This is a genomic window from Novosphingobium resinovorum (assembly GCF_001742225.1).
Taxonomy (GTDB): Bacteria; Pseudomonadota; Alphaproteobacteria; order Sphingomonadales; family Sphingomonadaceae; genus Novosphingobium; species Novosphingobium resinovorum_A.
This window is the reverse complement of record NZ_CP017075.1, coordinates 2,631,116-2,647,818: the sequence shown is the minus strand read 5'-3', so window position 1 is coordinate 2,647,818 and position 16,703 is coordinate 2,631,116. Positions and strand designations below refer to the sequence as shown.

Sequence of the window (16,703 nt, the reverse complement as noted above, 5' to 3'; positions counted from 1 at the left end):
GACAAGCGCGAGGGTGGCGCGATTGACGCCTCTCCGCGTGTCGGCTAGTCTATGATGTGAACAATAATTCGCCAATGCGAATAAGTTCAGGAGAGCGGGCTTGGAATACGCAGGGTATATCGGCGGCAGCTTCGTGCGCGGCGAAGGCGAGCGGTTCGAGGTGCAGAACCCGTCCGACGAATCGGTGGTGGCCGAAGTGGTCGGCGTTTCGGCAGCGCAGGCCGACGCGGCGATCGGCGCCGCGCGGCAGGCCTTCGATTCCGGCGCATGGTCGGGCCTGTCGATGAAGGAGCGCGCAAAAATCATGGCGCGCTTCGGGGAGGCGATGCGCAAACGGGCGGATTTCCTAAAGAAATGCGCAATCGAGGAAGCAGGATGCCCGGTCTCGGCGACGGTCATGGGCGCGCAGGTCCACGTGCCGCTGCGCATGACCGACGAGATCATCGACCTGTTCCTGCGCCTTCCGCAGCAGGAGGAAAACCCTCTGCCGATCCACGAGCGGGTCAATCCGCACTTCGTCGTGCAGAGCCTCAAGCGCTGGTCGCCGCTCGGCGTGGTCTCGGCGATTTCGGCCTACAACGTGCCGTTCTATACCGCGTTTTGGAAAGTCGTTCCCGCGCTCATGGCGGGTAACACGGTGGTCCTGCGGCCCAATCCGCTGACTCCCATCTCATCCATGATTTTCGCCGAAGCGGCCGAAGAAGCGGGCCTTCCGCCCGGGGTCATGAACGTGATCGTCGAGCCGGGCCTCGCGGGAGGCCTTGCGATGACCACCGATCCGCGCGTCGATATGGTCTCGTTCACCGGCTCGTGTTCTGTGGGGGCCAAGGTGGCGGAGCAGGCAGCGCCGACGCTCAAGCGGCTGGTGCTGGAGCTGGGAGGCAAGTCGGCGCAAATCTACCTGCCCGACGCGGTTGCGCGTGCACCCTCTGCCGCGCTCTCGGTCTGCACTTCGCACGCGGGACAGGGCTGTGTGCTGGGGACGCGGGTTTTCGTGCCGCAGGAGACCAAGGCCGAAGTCCTCGACGCCATGGCCAAATTGCTTGCGGACGTGAAGATCGGGCCGGCGAGCGATCCGGCAACCCAGCTCGGCCCGGTCATCAGCGCCGCCCAGCGCGACCGCTGCACGCACTTCACCCAGGCTGCGGTGGAAGCGGGCGGCCGCGTGGTGTGCGGCGGCAAGCGGCCGGAGGGTATCGCCAAGGGCTTCTACTGGGAGCCCACGGTGCTCGACCTGCCGGACAATTCCAACCCCGCCGCGCAGGAGGAGATCTTCGGACCGGTGGTCGGCGTGATCGGCTACCGTGATCTCGATCACGCGGTGGAGATGGCCAACGACAGCCGCTTCGGCCTCTCCGGCTGGGTCCACGGGACGGACAAGGTCAAGGCGCTGGAGGTCGGGCTGAAAATCCGTAGCGGGGCGGTCAACGTCAACGGCGCGGTGATGTCGAGCTACGCCAGCGGCGGCGGCATCAAAATGAGCGGCCTCGGCCGCGAACGCGGGGTCGAGGGCCTGCGCGAATTCCAGATGATGACCACCTTGAACATCGGTGGCTGAGGGAACGGGAGCAAGGACGATGGAAGGACTGGTCCAAGGTAAGGTCGCCCTCATCACAGGCGCGGGCTCGGGTCTCGGCCGCGCGGCAGTGCTGCTGTTCTGCGAGCATGGCGCGAAGGTCGTCGCCGCCGACATCGACGGCGACAACGCCGAGGAAACCGCGGCGCTTGCGAAAGCGGCGGGCGGCGAGGCGCTGGCGGTCACCTGCAATGTCGCCGATCCGGCCAGCGTCGATGCCGCCGTGGCGCAGGCCGTGGAGCGCTTCGGGCGGCTCGACATCATCTACAACAACGCCGGCATCACCATCAGCCCGGTCCCCGGCAAGGGCCTGCGCTCACTCGTCGAATGCGAACCCGAGGAAATGAAGCGGGTCGAGGACGTCAACATCAACGGCGTGGTCTACGGCTGTCAGGCGGCGATTCGGCAGTTCGAGAAGCAGGCCGGGGAAGGACTAGGGAGCGGCGGCGCGATCGTCTCCACCGCATCGGTCGCGGGGCTGATGGGCTACGGCGGCGTGCTCTACGGCGCGACCAAGGGCGCGGTCGTGCAGCTCACGCGCGCTCTCGCCATCGAGGTCGCGGACAAGGGTATTCGCGTCAACGCCGTCTGCCCCGCCGGGATGCTCACGCACTACGCCGGGATGGATCCCGACAGCGACAACCGTGAGCGCATCCTGCAAGGCATGGGCAAGGCGCACCCGCTGGGCAAGGCGATCGACCCGCGCGATACAGCCAGCGCCGCGCTGTTTCTCGCCTCCGATCTTGCGGGCAATATCACCGGCGTCAACCTTCCGGTCGATGGCGGGCTCTCCGCCGGTCGCAAGACGGGAGGCTGAGATGGCCGCGACGATGAAGCAGGTTGTCCTTGCCGCTTATGCGCAGGGCAATCCGAAGCCCGGCGACTTTCGCATCGAGGAAGTGCCCGTGCCGGAGGCCGGCGAGTGCGAGATCCTGCTGAAGACGCTCTACATCGCCGTCGATCCCCTGCTGCGCTTCTCGGTGGACGAGACGGTGCTGACCGGCGCGGGGCGCATGGAACTGGGCCAGCCCATGGTTGGGCCGGTGGTCAGCGAGGTCATCGCCTCCAGCCATCCCGATTACGCGGTGGGCGACGTGGTCGAAGGGCGTTCAGGCTGGCAGGAATATGCCGTGCTCGCGCCGGACCTCAGCGACTATCGCGGCCCGCCGCGCAAATTGGACAGGTCGCTGGCGCCGGTCTCTACCGCGCTTGGCGTGCTCGGCGGGCCGGGGCAGACCGCGTACGAGGGCATCGTCAAGGTCGGCCGGGTCAAGGCGGGCGAGACGGTGGTGATCTCGGCGGCGGCGGGCGCGGTGGGCTCGATCGCCGGGCAGATCGTCAAGGTGCTCGGCGGGCGGGCGGTCGGTATTGCGGGCGGTGCGGCCAAGTGCGCGGCGCTGCTCGATCTCGGCTTCGATGCGGCGGCCGATTACAAGGCGCCGGATTTTGCCGACCAGCTCAGGGCCGCGATGCCCGATGGGGCGGAGGTCTATCTCGACAATGTCGGCGGCGAGGTGACGATGACCGTCCTGCCGCTCCTCAAGCGCGGTGCACGCATGGCGATGTGCGGGTTCATCGCCTATTACGGGGTGGGCATGGAAGGTCCGGGGCCGGATCGCCTGCCCGGTTTCTATCGGCTGATCATGAACAAGGGACTCGAGATCCGGGGCTTTGCCGGAATGCTGGCCGGGCAGCAGGGGCTGGAGGATATCGCCCGGTGGATGAAGGAAGGCCGCATCCGTTTCGCCGAGTCCGTCGTCGAAGGCATCGAGGCGGCGCCTGCGGCCTTTTCCAGCGTGTTTTCGGGCCATGACCACGTCGGCAAGCTGCTGGTGCGGGTTGCCGCGCAGGGTTGATCGATGGGACCGGAGGGTGCAGCGTCATTTGTCATGGTCACGAGCACGCTTCCGCCGCCGCCGCGCAGCACCGCCAATCCCGCCCCGCAGCGCACGGCGGGCTCGGTCCGCCGCACGACCAGCATCGACGTTTCCTGGCCCGACGGCCTCGACGGCCAGCGCCGCTTCGTGGGCGCCGCGCGCGACTTGTGGACGCCGCTGGCGGGCGAGGACGGCCTGACCCTTGCCGAGGCGCGCTACGAGGCGCGCATGAGCGAGGACAAGACGATCACCGCAATCGCGGCGCAGCCGGACTGCGAGGCGATCGCCCATCTCGTCGGCGCGCGCGCGGGCGGTCACCTGCGCGGCCTGCTGCGCGAGGTCATGCCGGACATGGTCGCCGCCGCCCACCCGCTTTACATCGTGCTCGACGACTTGTCCGGCACGGCATTGGTCAGTTCCTTCGCGTGGTCGCAGTGGCATCCCGACTGGGCTGACCGGTTGCGTGAAAAGCTCGGCGAGGCGCAGCACGCGCAGATGATGGCCCAGCGCGTCAACGTGTGCTGGGGGCTGCAGGAGGGGAACAGCGGCGTGTCCGGCGATGTCGATCCGGAAAAGGTCGCGAGCGCGGACGCGGGCGATCTGCGCAACCCTGCCGACCCGCTGGGGTGGCACGATCTTGCCGAAGATGATGGCCCGGGCTTTCGCCGCGCGCGCCGGATCGATGTGACGCGGGACGCGGAAGCAGGGGTGATCCTCATCGATTCCGCTTTCCAGGACAGCGCAAAGCGCCGCGACGGCGGCCGCGTGGCGATCCACGAATACCGCCTTACCGCCCGCGTCGATGCGCAGACGCTGGAAGTGCTCTCACTCGAGCCCGAGGCGCGGATACTGCCGTTCTCCGAATGCCCGGGGGCGACCGCGAATACGCAGCGGCTGGTCGGCTGCAACCTTGCCGAGATTCGCGAGGACGTGCTGGCGCAGCTGCGCGGGCCGGAAGGCTGCACGCACCTCAACGACGCGCTGCGGGCGCTGGCCGACGTACCGGCGTTGGCAGCGCGGATCGAGGGTTCGGTGTCAGGCTGACGGATTACCGCGTACGCGTTGCGGTTCGCTCGGCCTCGGCCTCGGATTGTGGTTCGGCGATCACGCCCTCGATCGCTTCGCGCATCGCGGTGTAGAAGGCGCTGATACGGGCGAAGCGGTCGGCAACGGGGGCGCTAATGTCGCGCTCACGCTGCCCGGCGAACAGGCGCACCTGCCGATCGAGCAACTGCGCCTTTTCGAAGAATGGGCCACTGAACTCGGACGGCACTGAGTAGTAGATGCGGCGACTCCCCGGCTCTCCCTGCCTGCGGGCGTTGCCGCAATGCTCGAGCGTGCGGGCGGCCACGCTGGCGTTGCTTTTGCTCATGCCGAGGTCGGCTGCGATCTCGTCGAGAGTCGCCGGTTCCTCGCGCAGGAGCAGGTAGGCGTAGATGCGCCCGACCGGCCGGGGCCAGCCCCAGGGGGCCATCAACATCGCCATGGCGTCAAGAAAGGCTTCGTCCTGCTGTGATGGCTTGAAGTTCGACATATTCTGGATTTACTGAATTTGAGTGTCGGGTGCCAGCGCAAATGCAAGCGCCGGATTCGATGAGCGTGCGTGCGGCGTGCAGGCGATGGCCGTCCGTTACCCGAGGGAGACGATGACATGGAGCAGCAGGCGTTCACCACGCGATACGGCCCCTGGGCGCTGATCGCCGGAGCATCCGAAGGGACCGGCGCGGCCTTTGCGCGCCAGCTTGCGCAGATGGGGGTGAACCTCATCCTCGTCGCCCGCCGCGAGGGGCCGTTGGAGGCGCTGGCCGCAGAACTGCGCAGCAAGGTGGAATGCGTGACTGCATCGATCGATCTGGCTGCAATGGATGCGACCGAACAGTTGCAGGATGCCGCCGCCGGGCGCGAGGTCGGGTTGCTGATCCTCAACGCCGGCGCCGATCCCAACGGGGCGATGTTCCTCGATACCGAGGTTTTCAACTGGGACGCGCTTGTCGCCCGCAATGTGGTGACGGTGACCCGCGCGCTCCATGCCTTCGCCGCGCCGATGCGCGCACGCGGGCGGGGCGGGCTGATGGTGGTGGGCTCGGGGGCCTGCTACGGCGGGCTTCCGGGCATCAACGTCTACGCGGCGACCAAGGCGTTCGATCTCGTGCTGTGCGAGGCGCTCTGGGCCGAACTGGAACCGCACGGCGTCGACGTGCTCAGCTTCGTGCTCGGCCGGACCGACACGCCCGCGCACCGAGAACTGATGGCGGCGCGGGGTATCGCGGTGCCTGACGGCCTTGCCGATGCCGAAGAGGTCGCCCGGCTCGGCCTGGCCCGTCTGCCGTTCGGCCCCGTCTGCAATTGGGGTGAGGCGGACGACGAGGCGGTGATGTCCGCGTCCTCGGCCGCGCAGCGCCGCGAGCGAATTCGCCGGATCGCGGCCATCTCCGCTGCTTATGCGAAAGGGTGAAGCGATGACCGAACTGGCAGACAAACAGGCCATCACCGAGCAGCTCTATCGTTACTGCCGCAGCGTCGACCGTCTCGACATCGCGCTCGGCCACGGGGTGTTTCATGAGGACGCGGCGGTCGATTACGGAGAGCGCGGCTTCAAGGGCAGCGGGCGCGCGGCGATCGACTGGATTTGCGCCGCGCACGGCGGGCTGCTGGCGCATTCGCACCAGATCTCCAACGTGTTGATCGAGGTGGATGGTGACCGGGCCGGAAGCGAGGCCTACGTCACCGCGACGCTGCGGATGGAGCGCGAAGGCAGGCTTGTGCAGATGGAAGTGTGGTCGCGCTATTGCGACCGCTGGTCGCGGCGCGATGGGACCTGGCGCATCGACCGCCGCGACACCGTCACCGACTACGATTGCGTGCGCGACGTCACCGAGATGTACCGCCATGACCGCGCGCGCCGGGACGGGTCCGACCCTTCCTACGCGGCGCTCGCCCATGGCCTGCAGGGAGAGGCGTGATGAAGGACTTCACGATTTCGGTGTCGTTCGACATGCGCTCGCCGCAATGGGCGAGCCCGACGCCGCAGCTTTACCGCGCCGCGATCGAGATGGCCGCCTTTGCCGACGAGATCGGCGCCGACCAGATCGGCCTGATGCAGCATCACGGCTCGCAGGACGGCTACCTGCCGCAGCCTTTCGTCCTCGCGGGCGGCATGGCGGCGGTGACCAGGCGCATCCGTTTCCTGCTGGGCGCGGTGATCCTGCCGCTGCACGATCCGCTCGAACTGGCCGAGCAGATCGCGGTGCTCGACAACATGGCGAACGGGCGGCTGGGGGTGATCTTCGGCGCGGGCTACGTGCCGTACGAATTCGCGATGTTCCGCCAGTCGCTCAAGGACCGGGCGAAGCGGATGGACGAGGGGCTGGAGATCATCCTGCGCGCGCTCAGGGGCGAGCGCTTCGAGCATGACGACGGAAGCGGCGCGCGGCCGATCTTCGTGCGCCCGCTGCCGGTGCAGGAGCCGGAGGACATCATCCTCGTCGGCGGCGGCGTGCCGGCGTCCGCGAAGCGCGCGGCGAAGTTCGGGGTCGGGTTCGGGCCGATGAAGGGCGAACTCGTCGAGATCTACCTCGCCGAATGCGCGCGGCTCGGCCATGCACCGCGCCGGTATTTCCGCCCGCGTCCCGGCATGCCGATGGCGATCCACTTGTGTGAGGACCCGGACCAGGGCTGGGACGCCATCGCGCCGCATGCCGTTCACGTGATCACCGAATACGCGAAGTGGGCCGAAGCCGAGGGCGACGGCTCCAACTCGCCCTTCAAGGGTCTCACCGATCCCGCCAAGCTGCGGCACGCCGGGCTCTTCGCGGCGTGGACGCCGCAGATGCTGCTCGACAAGGTGGGCGCGGCAGAAGGGGGCAACATCGGCTTCCAGCCCCTGCTTGGCGGCCTCGCGCCTGAGGAGGGGTGGAAGAACCTGAGGCTGCTTGCCGCGACGATGCCGGCGCTGCGCGAGGCGATTGCGGCATGAAGGCGGCCTGTATCGAGAACGGCGCGGTGCATGTGCGCGAATTGCCCGACCCGGAACCGCGTCGGGGGCAGGCGCTGGTGCGCACGCATTCCTGCGGATTGTGCGCATCGGACGCCCACTTCCTGACCGGTGGTCGTCACGTCATCGAGCTGTCGCGCCGCATGGGCGGGCCTTATGCGGGTCTCGACGAGACGCGTCCCTTCGTGCCGGGCCACGAGTTCGTCGGCGAGGTCATCGACTACGGTGCCGGTAGCCGCCGCCCGGTCGCGCCCGGACGGCGGGTGACGTCGGTGCCGATCATGCGGCAGGGTGGAGCGCACGCCGTCGTCGGTTTCAGCCACGATTGTCCGGGCGGGTGCGGAGAACTGATGTTGCTCGACGAGGACTTCCTGCTCGAAGTGCCCGAGGGTCTGCCGGATGATCATGCGGCCCTGATCGAACCGCTTGCCGTGGGCCTCGAACATGCGCGGCGCGGCCGCCCCGGCAAGGACGACGTAGCGCTGGTGCTGGGCTGCGGGGCGATAGGCCTGGGCGTTGTCGCGGGTCTGGCTCTGGCGGGAGCGGTGCCGATCGTCGCGGCCGACTTCCACGCCGACCGGCGCGAACTGGCGCTGAAGGCGGGCGCGCACATCGCCATCGACCCGCGCGAAGTCGATCCCTACGGGCCGCTGCCCGATCTCGGCGGGCGGCGCGTCAATCTCGTCTACGAGAACGTCGGCGTGCCCGGCATGTTGCAGCGGATCATCGAGAGCATGCCGTTCGACGGCCGCCTCGTCATGGGCGGCTACTGCATGGAGCCCGAGCCGCTCTACGTCTTCGCCGCGCAGAACAAGCGGCTCAACATCCAGTTCGCCGGCGGCGAGGAGCCGCAGGACATGGACCTCGCGATGCGCAGTATAGCCGAGGGCCGGATCGACGTGGCGCCGTGGCTTGGCGAGCGTATCGGGCTCGGCTCCGTGGCCGCAGCTATCGCCAATCTCTCCGGCCCTGGAACGTCGGTACGGACTGTCGTCGATCCGCGCCTACAGCTTTCGTAGAGGAGCTTGGCAGAGCTTTTTGGCAAGGTGGCGTATCCGGCGGTACAGCCCAAAGGTGGTGGTCTGTGCCGTGCGGCAGACGGTCGACAGCTGGCGATCAGATTGACCTCCTCAGATCAGTTGTGCCGTAATGGGCTCTGACCATCGCAATGAGCGGGCTTGCTCTGCCTTGTTCCACGCATGCCGCTCCGGCGTGCAGCAGTCCGATCTCGCGCACAAGTTTGAAATCGCGCACCGGCACGAAGCGCTCGGGACCCGCGGCGAAGCTTTCGGGCATCATGCCGATCCCGGCACCGCTACGCACAACGGCCAGCACTCGCTCGTCGCTTGTGGTCTTGAGGACGAAACGCGGTCTCACGCCGCGCTCCACGAAGAAGCGGTTGATCTCGGGCAGGGCCTCGCAGTGGCGGCGCAGGGCCATGCGATCGCGGGCGAGCTGTTCGGCCTGCACTTCACTCTCGTTCGCTAGCGGATGATCGGGCGGCAGGACCATCATGTAGCGTTCGCGGGCAAGCACTTCGGGTGCGAATCGGGGATGGTGTGGGCGGATCACGCTTAGCGCCAGGTCGATGCGGCCGCGCTCTAGCCGCTCGGCGATGTCGCGCTCAGACCCGTCGAGTATCTCTAGCGTCTCGCCTGAACCTAGCGCGCGGTGCGCGGTGAGCCAGCGTTCAACGAGGCGCGTGGGAATCGTGTTGAGCACGCCAACGCGCAGCAAGGTGGGATCGGTGACTTCACTGAGTTCGACAAGAGCATGCTCGTATTCGGCGGCGATGCGGCGGGCGCGTACGAGAAAGCGGCTGCCGGCGGGGGTCAGGGCCACGCGCTGGCGGTCGCGGTCAAACAGCCTCGCCCCCAGTTCGCGCTCCAGCTTGGCGATCCCTACAGACAAGGTAGGCTGAGTCACGCTCACGCGCCTGGCCGCGCGGCTGAAGTTGCCGGTCTCTGCCACGGCCAGGAAGTAGCGCAGGAGATACTGATCAATCATAGATACTGTCTATGACGAGGTGCGGAAACTTTCAATTTCCGCTTTTCATTACTGCTGTCTAGATAGATGCGGCAAATCGACAAGGCAGGCCCAAGGCAAACTGGCGCCGCCCGCACGGAAGGAAGAGGCATGAGCGCGCCGGTCCTGCAGACCACCCTGAATCTCGACAGCCCTGAAGCCCGGGCACGCGACGCGCACAACCGCGCGCTCGCCGCCGAGTTGCACGAACGGGTGGCGAAAGCGGCACTTGGGGGGGACGCAAGGGCACGTGAGCGGCACATAGGCAGGGGCAAGCTGCTGCCGCGCGACCGTGTCGAGCGGCTCCTCGATCCCGGCTCGCCCTTTCTCGAAATCGGCCAGCTTGCCGCCAATGGTCTCTATGGGGACGAGGTGCCCGGCGCCGGGATCATTGCCGGAATCGGCCGTGTGTCGGGACGGCAATGCATGATCTTCGCCAACGACGCGACGGTGAAAGGCGGCACCTACTTTCCGCTGACCGTCAAGAAGCACATCCGCGCGCAGGAGATCGCGGCGACCAATCGTCTGCCCTGCATTTACCTCGTCGACAGCGGCGGCGCCAACCTGCCCAACCAGGCCGAGGTCTTCCCCGACCGCGACCACTTCGGGCGCTTCTTCTTCAACCAGGCGCAGATGAGCGCGCGGGGCATCCCGCAGATCGCCAGCGTCATGGGCAGTTGCACGGCAGGCGGCGCCTATGTTCCGGCCATGAGTGACGAAAGCGTGATCGTGAAGGATCAGGGCACGATCTTCCTCGCCGGGCCGCCGCTGGTGCAGGCCGCGACCGGAGAAGTCATCAGCGCCGAGGATCTGGGCGGCGGCGATCTCCATTCGCGCAAGTCGGGCGTCACCGATCATCTGGCGCAGGATGACGAGCATGCGCTGACCATCGTGCGCGACATCGTCAGCCACCTTGGCCCTGCGCATCGCCATCGCCTTGCGGTGCAGGACCCCCGGCCGCCCAGATACGCGGCCGAGGAACTCTATTCGATCGTCCCCGAGGACGTGCGCGCGCCTTACGATGTCCACGAGGTTATCGCCCGCATCGTCGACGGGTCCGAGTTCCACGAGTTCAAGGCGCTCTACGGCTCCACGCTGGTCTGCGGTTTCGCGCACATCCACGGGCTGCCCGTGGCGATCCTCGCCAACAACGGCGTGCTTTTCTCCGAGAGCGCGCAGAAGGGCGCGCATTTCATCGAACTGGCCTGCCAGCGCGGCATCCCGCTGCTGTTCCTGCAGAACATCTCGGGCTTCATGGTCGGCGGCAAGTACGAGGCGGAGGGCATCGCCAAGCACGGCGCCAAGCTGGTCACCGCTGTCGCCACCGCGCAAGTGCCTAAGCTGACGGTCTTGATCGGCGGCTCGTTCGGTGCGGGCAATTACGGGATGTGCGGGCGCGCCTACGACCCGCGCTTCATGTTCACCTGGCCCAATGCGCGCATCTCGGTGATGGGCGGCGAGCAGGCGGCGTCGGTACTGGCGACGGTCCATCGCGATGCCGCCAACTGGAGCCCCGAGGATGCCGAAGCCTTCAAGGCCCCGATCCGCCAGAAGTACGAGGACGAGGGCAACCCCTACTACGCCACCGCGCGGCTGTGGGACGACGGGGTGATCGACCCCGTGCAGACCCGCGACGTGCTGGGTCTGGCACTCTCCGCGTGCCTCGAAGCCCCGATCGAGGAGGCGCCCCGCTTCGGGGTGTTCCGGATGTGAGCAAGGATACTCTGTTCGTGCTCGACTTCGACTGGCCGGACCCGGCCTACGAAGGGCGCCATTTCTACTGCAAGGACAGTGTCACGGTGGAGGGCCTGCTTGCGCTGTTCCCCGATCGCGCCGCGAATATCGAGGTCGTGCGCGTCGGATGGCCGCGCCCCCGCAGCGAAGTCGTCGCGGTACTGGGCAAAGACAACCAGAACCTGCCTGCGCTGGCCTTTGCCGAAGGCGGCTTCGTCAACGCAATCGAGCCGCTGTTGGCAGCGCTCCATACCCGCCACGGCTTCCCGGAGCGTCATCCATGATCACTTCTCTGCTCATCGCCAATCGCGGCGAGATCGCCTGCCGCATCATCCGTACCGCGCGGGCCATGGGCATCCGCACCATCGCGGTCTTTTCCGACGCCGATGCACAGGCCCTCCACGTTCGCGAGGCCGACGAGGCCGTCCACATCGGCCCCTCGCCCACGCGCGAGAGCTACCTTGTGGGCGAGAAAATTCTCGCCGCCGCGAAGGCGACCGGGGCCGAGGCCATTCACCCGGGTTACGGCTTCCTGTCCGAGAACGCCGAGTTCGCGCAGGCCGTCATCGACGCGGGGCTGGTCTGGGTCGGTCCGAACCCGTCCTCGATCACGGCAATGGGTCTGAAGGACGCCGCCAAGACGCTCATGGCTGAGGCCGGAGTTCCGGTGACGCCGGGCTACATGGGCGCGAACCAGGAACCCGACTTGCTACGCCAGGAGGCCGACAAGGTCGGCTACCCGGTGCTCATCAAGGCCGTCGCGGGCGGCGGCGGCAAAGGCATGCGCCTCGTCGAGAGTGCCGACGCCTTCGCCGACGCGCTCGCCTCCTGCAAGCGCGAGGCGGCCGCTTCGTTCGGCAACGACCACGTGCTGATCGAGAAGTACATAGCCTCTCCCCGCCACATCGAGGTGCAGGTCTTCGGCGACCGGCACGGCAACGTCGTCCACTTGTTCGAGCGCGACTGCTCGCTTCAGCGCCGCCACCAGAAGGTCATCGAGGAAGCCCCCGCGCCGGGCATGGACTTGGCCACGCGCGAGGCGCTGTGCGCCGCCGCCGTGCGCGCCGCAAAGGCCGTGGACTATGTCGGCGCCGGGACCATCGAGTTCATCGCCGACGGCTCTGGCGCACTCTCCGCCGATCGCATCTGGTTCATGGAGATGAACACCCGCCTGCAGGTGGAGCACCCGGTCACCGAGGCGATCACCGGGGTCGATCTCGTCGAATGGCAGCTGCGCGTTGCCAGCGGCGAGCCGCTGCCTCTGGCGCAGCACGACCTGAGCATCGACGGCTGGGCGATGGAGGCGCGCCTCTATGCCGAAGACCCGGCGAAGGGCTTCCTTCCCAGCATCGGCCGCCTAGAACTGCTGCAGTTCGGCGAATCCGAGGGCGCCAAGGAAACAGGGCGCATCGACACCGGCGTCACGCAAGGCGCCGAAGTCTCGCCCTTCTACGATCCCATGATCGCCAAGATCATCGCCTGGGGCGACGACCGCGACGAGGCGCGGGAACGGCTCGGCGCGATGCTCGAGGACACCGCCGTCTGGCCGGTACGTACCAATGCCTCGTTCCTCGTCAAAGCGCTGCAGCACCCCGACTTCGCGGCAGGCAAAGTCGATACCGGTCTGATCGGGCGCGACGGCGAGGCTCTGGCGCAGCCGCCGGTGCCTTCGGCCGATACCCTTCGTGCGGGCGCTTCGTCACTCGTTCCGGCCGGCATCGCGCCGGGCCTGCGGCTGAACGCGCCGCCGCGGCGAACCGCGTGGTTCCTGCTCGAAGGCGAGAAGATCGAGCTCGAGATTGACGATGGGAGCGACGAGCCTGCCAGCAGCGTCCTCGTCACCGAACAGGGGCAGGCCTGGCTGCTGGCGCCATGGCGACGCGACGGCGCGCATGGCGCGGCAGACAGTTCCGGCGCGATCGTTGCACCCATGCCGGGCAAGGTCATCGCCGTCGAGGTGAAACAGGGCGAGACGGTGACCAAGGGACAGAAACTCCTGACCCTCGAAGCCATGAAGATGGAGCACACCTTGACCGCGCCGTTCGATGGCACCGTCAGGGCGCTCGCGGCGACCCCCGGCCAGCAGGTGCAGGTCGATGCCCTACTCGTGCAGATCGAGGAGACCGACTAGGATGCCCGGACGTTTTTTCGATGAATGGCAGGTCGGTGACCGCCTGACGCATCAGCCGAGCCGTACCGTCACCGAGACCGACAACCTGCTGTTCTCGGCGATGACCCACAACATGCAGCCCCTGCACCTCGACGCTGAGGCCGCGAAAGCCAGCGAGTTCGGGCAGATCCTGGTCAATTCGACCTTCACCTTCAGCCTGGCGGTGGGCCTGTCGATCGCGGACACGACAGTCGGCACGCTCGTCGCCAACCTCGGCTTCGACAAAGTGATTACGCCCAAGCCGACCTTCATCGGCGATACCCTGACCTGCGCGAGCGAAGTGGTCGAGATGCGCGAGAGCAGGTCGCGGCCCGGACAAGGGATCGTCGTGTTCCGGCACGAGTTGACCAACCAGCGCGGGGAAGTGGCTCTATCGATGCTCCGGACCGTGCTGCTGAAGAAAGGGGTGTGATTGCGAAGCAAACCTGAGGATGTGCGAGCTCTCCGTCCGCGACGTCACGGACTCGGGCAAGAAGTTTACTGGTCGGGGTAGCCGAAGCAAGGTTTGCGCGCCTCATGAACGGTTCAAGCGTTGGTATCGTGCCTATCAGGCAAGCACTTCACCGATAAAGAAAAGTCGTTGGCTATCCGGGGGCGGCGTCGTCGGGCAAGGCACCATCGCCGATCAAGTGGGCGAGGCGCGTTCCGGAAGTGTCGTGTCCGAACCGGGACGACAGAATCATTGCTCCCGTAAAAGCTTGCCTGGTTGAACGTCGCTGGCACAGGTTCGGCAAAACCTGATGCAAAAATCGTGCGATGCCATGCGGCCTCGACACTACGGGAACGCGCCGGGGCACGGCAAACACGGACATTTCACCAGTCTCGCCAAATATGCTTGCTGCAGTGCGGTCGCAGGAAGCCTTAACCTCTTTAACGAAGTCCGTGATAACGTCTTTAACCGTTGCTGACGCTGCGGTTTCTTGGTGAACCCGCAAGCCGCCTTTGCGCGCGACTCCGAGCCCGGTTGCCATGTTGCGTTGCAAAATTGCCGCGCCATTTTTCGCAACGCGCTGTGCGGTTCATTGCTGTTGAATGACAGCGCTGGTCAGCTTATCGGCCCCCCATCCCAAAACATGGCTACCTCAGGGGGTAATTTTGAATTCTGCTCGTTTGCGCCGTTTTACGGCGGTTTCGGTCCTCGCGATTTCCGCTTCGTTCGCCGCGCCTGCCCTTGCGCAGAGCGGCGCTCCGGTGGCCGAAGAGGGAGACAACGCAATCGTCGTGACCGCGCTGCGCCGCGAAGAGCGTGCGCTGGACGTGCCGGTCGCGGTTTCGACGCTTTCGGGCGAGAAGCTGGCCGTGCTGAACTCCAGCGGCCAGGACATCCGCTTCCTTGCCGCGCGCGTGCCCAGCCTGCAGATCGAATCCTCGTTCGGCCGCACCTTTCCGCGCTTCTACATCCGCGGCCTTGGCAACACCGACTTCAGCGCTGACGCGGCGCAGCCGGTTTCGGTGGTGTACGACAACGTTGCGCTCGAAAGCCCGATGCTCAAGGCTTTCCCGGCCTTCGACCTCGAGAACGTCGAAGTTCTGAAGGGACCGCAGGGCACGCTGTTCGGCCGCAACACGCCGGCAGGCGTGGTCAAGTTGACCTCCAAGCGTCCGACCGAGGAAGTGGACGGTCACGTCAGCGCTTCGTGGGCGACCTACAACACCGTCAACCTGGAAGCCGCCGTCGGCGCGCCGCTGACCGACAAGCTGCGCTTCCGCGTCGCGGGCCTCGTCCAGCGCCGTGACGACTGGGTCAAGAACGACTACGCCGCGACCATTAACGAGAAGAAGTTCGAAGGCTACCAGGACTACGCCGGTCGCTTCCAGCTGGAGTACGAGGACGGTCCGCTCGACATCCTCGTCAACGCGCACGCCCGCTCGCTGAAGGGCACCGCGCGCCTGTTCCGTGCGAACGCGATCCAGAAGGGCACCAACGACCTCGTCGCCGGCTACGACATCGAGCATACGGCGCAGAACGGCTCGAACCCGCAGACCCTGGAAAGCTGGGGCGCCAACATCCAGACCAGCTATGAGTTCGACGGCGCCGGTTCGCTCTACTCGATCACCGCATGGGAGCGCGCCAGCGTCTTCTCGCGCGGCGACATCGACGGCGGCTACGTCGGCAACGTCCCGTTCCAGGTCCAGACCGGCGGCGACACCACGCCGAAGGAGTTCAGCCAGGAACTGCGCTTCGCTTCGAAGAAGTTCGGCGACGTCAGCTTCCAGGCGGGCGCATACTACTTCAACCAGAACCTCGAGAGCGCGAGCGGTTCGTGGTCCAACACCAACGCCTATTCGCCCACCAGCGTCTCGCACCTCGACAACGAGACGTATGCGGCCTTCGGCTCGGTCGAGTACACGCCGGTGGATTCGCTGATCCTGCGTGGCGGCCTGCGCTGGTCGCATGACAAGCGCTATGGCGTCCTCGTCAGTGGCGCCGACATCGATTCGACGACCGCCGCGCGTTCCACCGGCCGCGCCAACGGTTCGAAGCTGTCTTGGGACGGCAGCGCGACGTTCAAGCTCTCCTCGTCGAGCAGCATCTACGCCCGCGTGGCATCGGGCTACCTCGGCGCGGCGCTCAAGAACGACACCGCCGCCGGTGTCGCGACGATGGCCAAGCCGCAGACGACGACCTCCTACGAAGTCGGCTTCAAGACCGAGCAGCCCGGACTGTTCAACTTCTCGGTCGATGGTTACTACTTCGACACCAAGAACATCCAGCTGACCGCCGTTGGCGGTGGTTCGAACGTCACGCAGCTGATGAACGCGAAGAAGGCGATCGGCTACGGCGTCGAGGCGGAATTCTCGGCCACCCCGGTCGAAAACCTCGTGCTGACGCTGGGCGGCAGCTACAACTACACCGAACTGAAGGACAAGGACCTCTACGTCGCGCCTTGCGGCGGCGGCTGCACCGTGACCGATCCGCTGGTGACCGTGAACGGCACTACGCTGGCCGCGATCGACGGCAACCGTCTGCCGCAGGCTCCGCGCTGGATCGGCAACGCGACGCTGCGCTACGCCGTGCCGCTGGGCAACGACAACGAGATCTTCGCCTACACCGACTGGTCGTACCGCTCGAAGATCAACCTGTTCCTGTACGACTCGATCGAGTTCACGGGTAAGGCCTACCTCGAGGGCGGCGCGCGCGTCGGCTACCGCGACAACAAGCGCGGCTACGAGGTTGCGGCGTTCGCCCGCAACATCACCAACCAGATCCGCGTCGTCGGCGCGATCGACTTCAACAACCTGACGGCGATGCTCAACGAACCGCGCATCATCGGCGGCGAAGTCCGCTTCAACTTCTGATGAAGCGAAGGGCGCCGGGTCAAACCG

15 protein-coding genes are annotated in these 16,703 nt (G+C 66.6%); 13 read left to right on the top strand and 2 right to left on the bottom strand.

Going from position 1 to position 16,703, the window contains the following annotated elements:
- The first annotated feature begins 100 nt into the window (after window positions 1–100).
- Genes BES08_RS12420 through BES08_RS12405 form a run of 4 tightly spaced genes read left to right on the top strand, consistent with a single transcriptional unit; the run spans window position 101 to window position 4,497 of the window.
- Window positions 101–1,558, top strand: a complete 1,458-nt coding sequence (locus BES08_RS12420; protein ID WP_069708477.1) for an aldehyde dehydrogenase family protein — start codon at window positions 101–103, stop codon at window positions 1,556–1,558.
- Between the two features lie 19 nt (window positions 1,559–1,577).
- Window positions 1,578–2,393, top strand: coding sequence for an SDR family NAD(P)-dependent oxidoreductase (locus BES08_RS12415; protein WP_069708476.1), 816 nt, complete (start codon window positions 1,578–1,580; stop codon window positions 2,391–2,393).
- Between the two features lies 1 nt (window position 2,394).
- Window positions 2,395–3,432, top strand: coding sequence for an NADP-dependent oxidoreductase (locus BES08_RS12410; protein ID WP_069708475.1), 1,038 nt, complete (start codon window positions 2,395–2,397; stop codon window positions 3,430–3,432).
- A gap of 33 nt (window positions 3,433–3,465) precedes the next feature.
- Window positions 3,466–4,497 carry a DUF2889 domain-containing protein gene (locus tag BES08_RS12405; RefSeq protein ID WP_069708474.1) on the top strand — a complete coding sequence of 344 codons (1,032 nt, stop codon included), beginning with the start codon at window positions 3,466–3,468 and terminating at the stop codon, window positions 4,495–4,497.
- 4 nt (window positions 4,498–4,501) lie between these two features.
- On the opposite strand, the gene BES08_RS12400 is transcribed toward BES08_RS12405, so the two are convergent.
- Window positions 4,502–4,987: a GbsR/MarR family transcriptional regulator gene (locus BES08_RS12400; RefSeq protein WP_069708473.1), complete on the bottom strand. Its 486-nt coding sequence runs from the start codon at window positions 4,985–4,987 to the stop codon at window positions 4,502–4,504.
- A gap of 117 nt (window positions 4,988–5,104) precedes the next feature.
- Between BES08_RS12400 and BES08_RS12395 the strand changes: the two genes are divergently transcribed.
- Genes BES08_RS12395 through BES08_RS12380 form a run of 4 tightly spaced genes read left to right on the top strand, consistent with a single transcriptional unit; the run spans window position 5,105 to window position 8,466 of the window.
- Entirely contained in the window at window positions 5,105–5,908 is an 804-nt protein-coding gene (locus tag BES08_RS12395; protein ID WP_069708472.1) for an SDR family NAD(P)-dependent oxidoreductase, read from the top strand.
- A gap of 4 nt (window positions 5,909–5,912) precedes the next feature.
- Entirely contained in the window at window positions 5,913–6,416 is a 504-nt protein-coding gene (locus BES08_RS12390) for a nuclear transport factor 2 family protein (protein WP_083274757.1), read from the top strand.
- Complete coding sequence (locus tag BES08_RS12385; protein WP_069708470.1) at window positions 6,416–7,429, top strand: LLM class flavin-dependent oxidoreductase; 1,014 nt, start codon at window positions 6,416–6,418, stop codon at window positions 7,427–7,429. Before BES08_RS12390 ends, BES08_RS12385 begins: the two co-directional genes overlap by 1 nt.
- A complete protein-coding gene (locus BES08_RS12380; protein ID WP_069708469.1) occupies window positions 7,426–8,466 on the top strand; it encodes a zinc-binding dehydrogenase in 1,041 nt (346 codons plus the stop codon). Before BES08_RS12385 ends, BES08_RS12380 begins: the two co-directional genes overlap by 4 nt.
- 97 nt (window positions 8,467–8,563) lie before the next feature.
- On the opposite strand, the gene BES08_RS12375 is transcribed toward BES08_RS12380, so the two are convergent.
- On the bottom strand, window positions 8,564–9,454 hold the full coding sequence (locus tag BES08_RS12375; protein ID WP_008833139.1) for a LysR family transcriptional regulator: 891 nt from the start codon (window positions 9,452–9,454) through the stop codon (window positions 8,564–8,566).
- Between the two features lie 129 nt (window positions 9,455–9,583).
- Here BES08_RS12375 and BES08_RS12370 point away from each other — a divergent pair, with 129 nt between their 5' ends.
- The 5 genes from BES08_RS12370 to BES08_RS12350 all read left to right on the top strand — a co-directional run bounded on the left by BES08_RS12370 (window position 9,584) and on the right by BES08_RS12350 (window position 16,676).
- Window positions 9,584–11,185: a carboxyl transferase domain-containing protein gene (locus BES08_RS12370; protein ID WP_069708468.1), complete on the top strand. Its 1,602-nt coding sequence runs from the start codon at window positions 9,584–9,586 to the stop codon at window positions 11,183–11,185.
- Window positions 11,182–11,490: a DUF3088 family protein gene (locus tag BES08_RS12365; protein WP_069708467.1), complete on the top strand. Its 309-nt coding sequence runs from the start codon at window positions 11,182–11,184 to the stop codon at window positions 11,488–11,490. Before BES08_RS12370 ends, BES08_RS12365 begins: the two co-directional genes overlap by 4 nt.
- Entirely contained in the window at window positions 11,487–13,337 is a 1,851-nt protein-coding gene (locus BES08_RS12360; protein WP_069708466.1) for an acetyl/propionyl/methylcrotonyl-CoA carboxylase subunit alpha, read from the top strand. The genes BES08_RS12365 and BES08_RS12360 overlap by 4 nt, the downstream gene beginning before the upstream one ends.
- A 1-nt stretch (window position 13,338) precedes the next feature.
- Window positions 13,339–13,788, top strand: coding sequence for a MaoC family dehydratase (locus tag BES08_RS12355; RefSeq protein WP_008832042.1), 450 nt, complete (start codon window positions 13,339–13,341; stop codon window positions 13,786–13,788).
- 683 nt (window positions 13,789–14,471) lie between these two features.
- Entirely contained in the window at window positions 14,472–16,676 is a 2,205-nt protein-coding gene (locus BES08_RS12350) for a TonB-dependent receptor (RefSeq protein WP_037520952.1), read from the top strand.
- Window positions 16,677–16,703 lie beyond the last annotated feature (27 nt).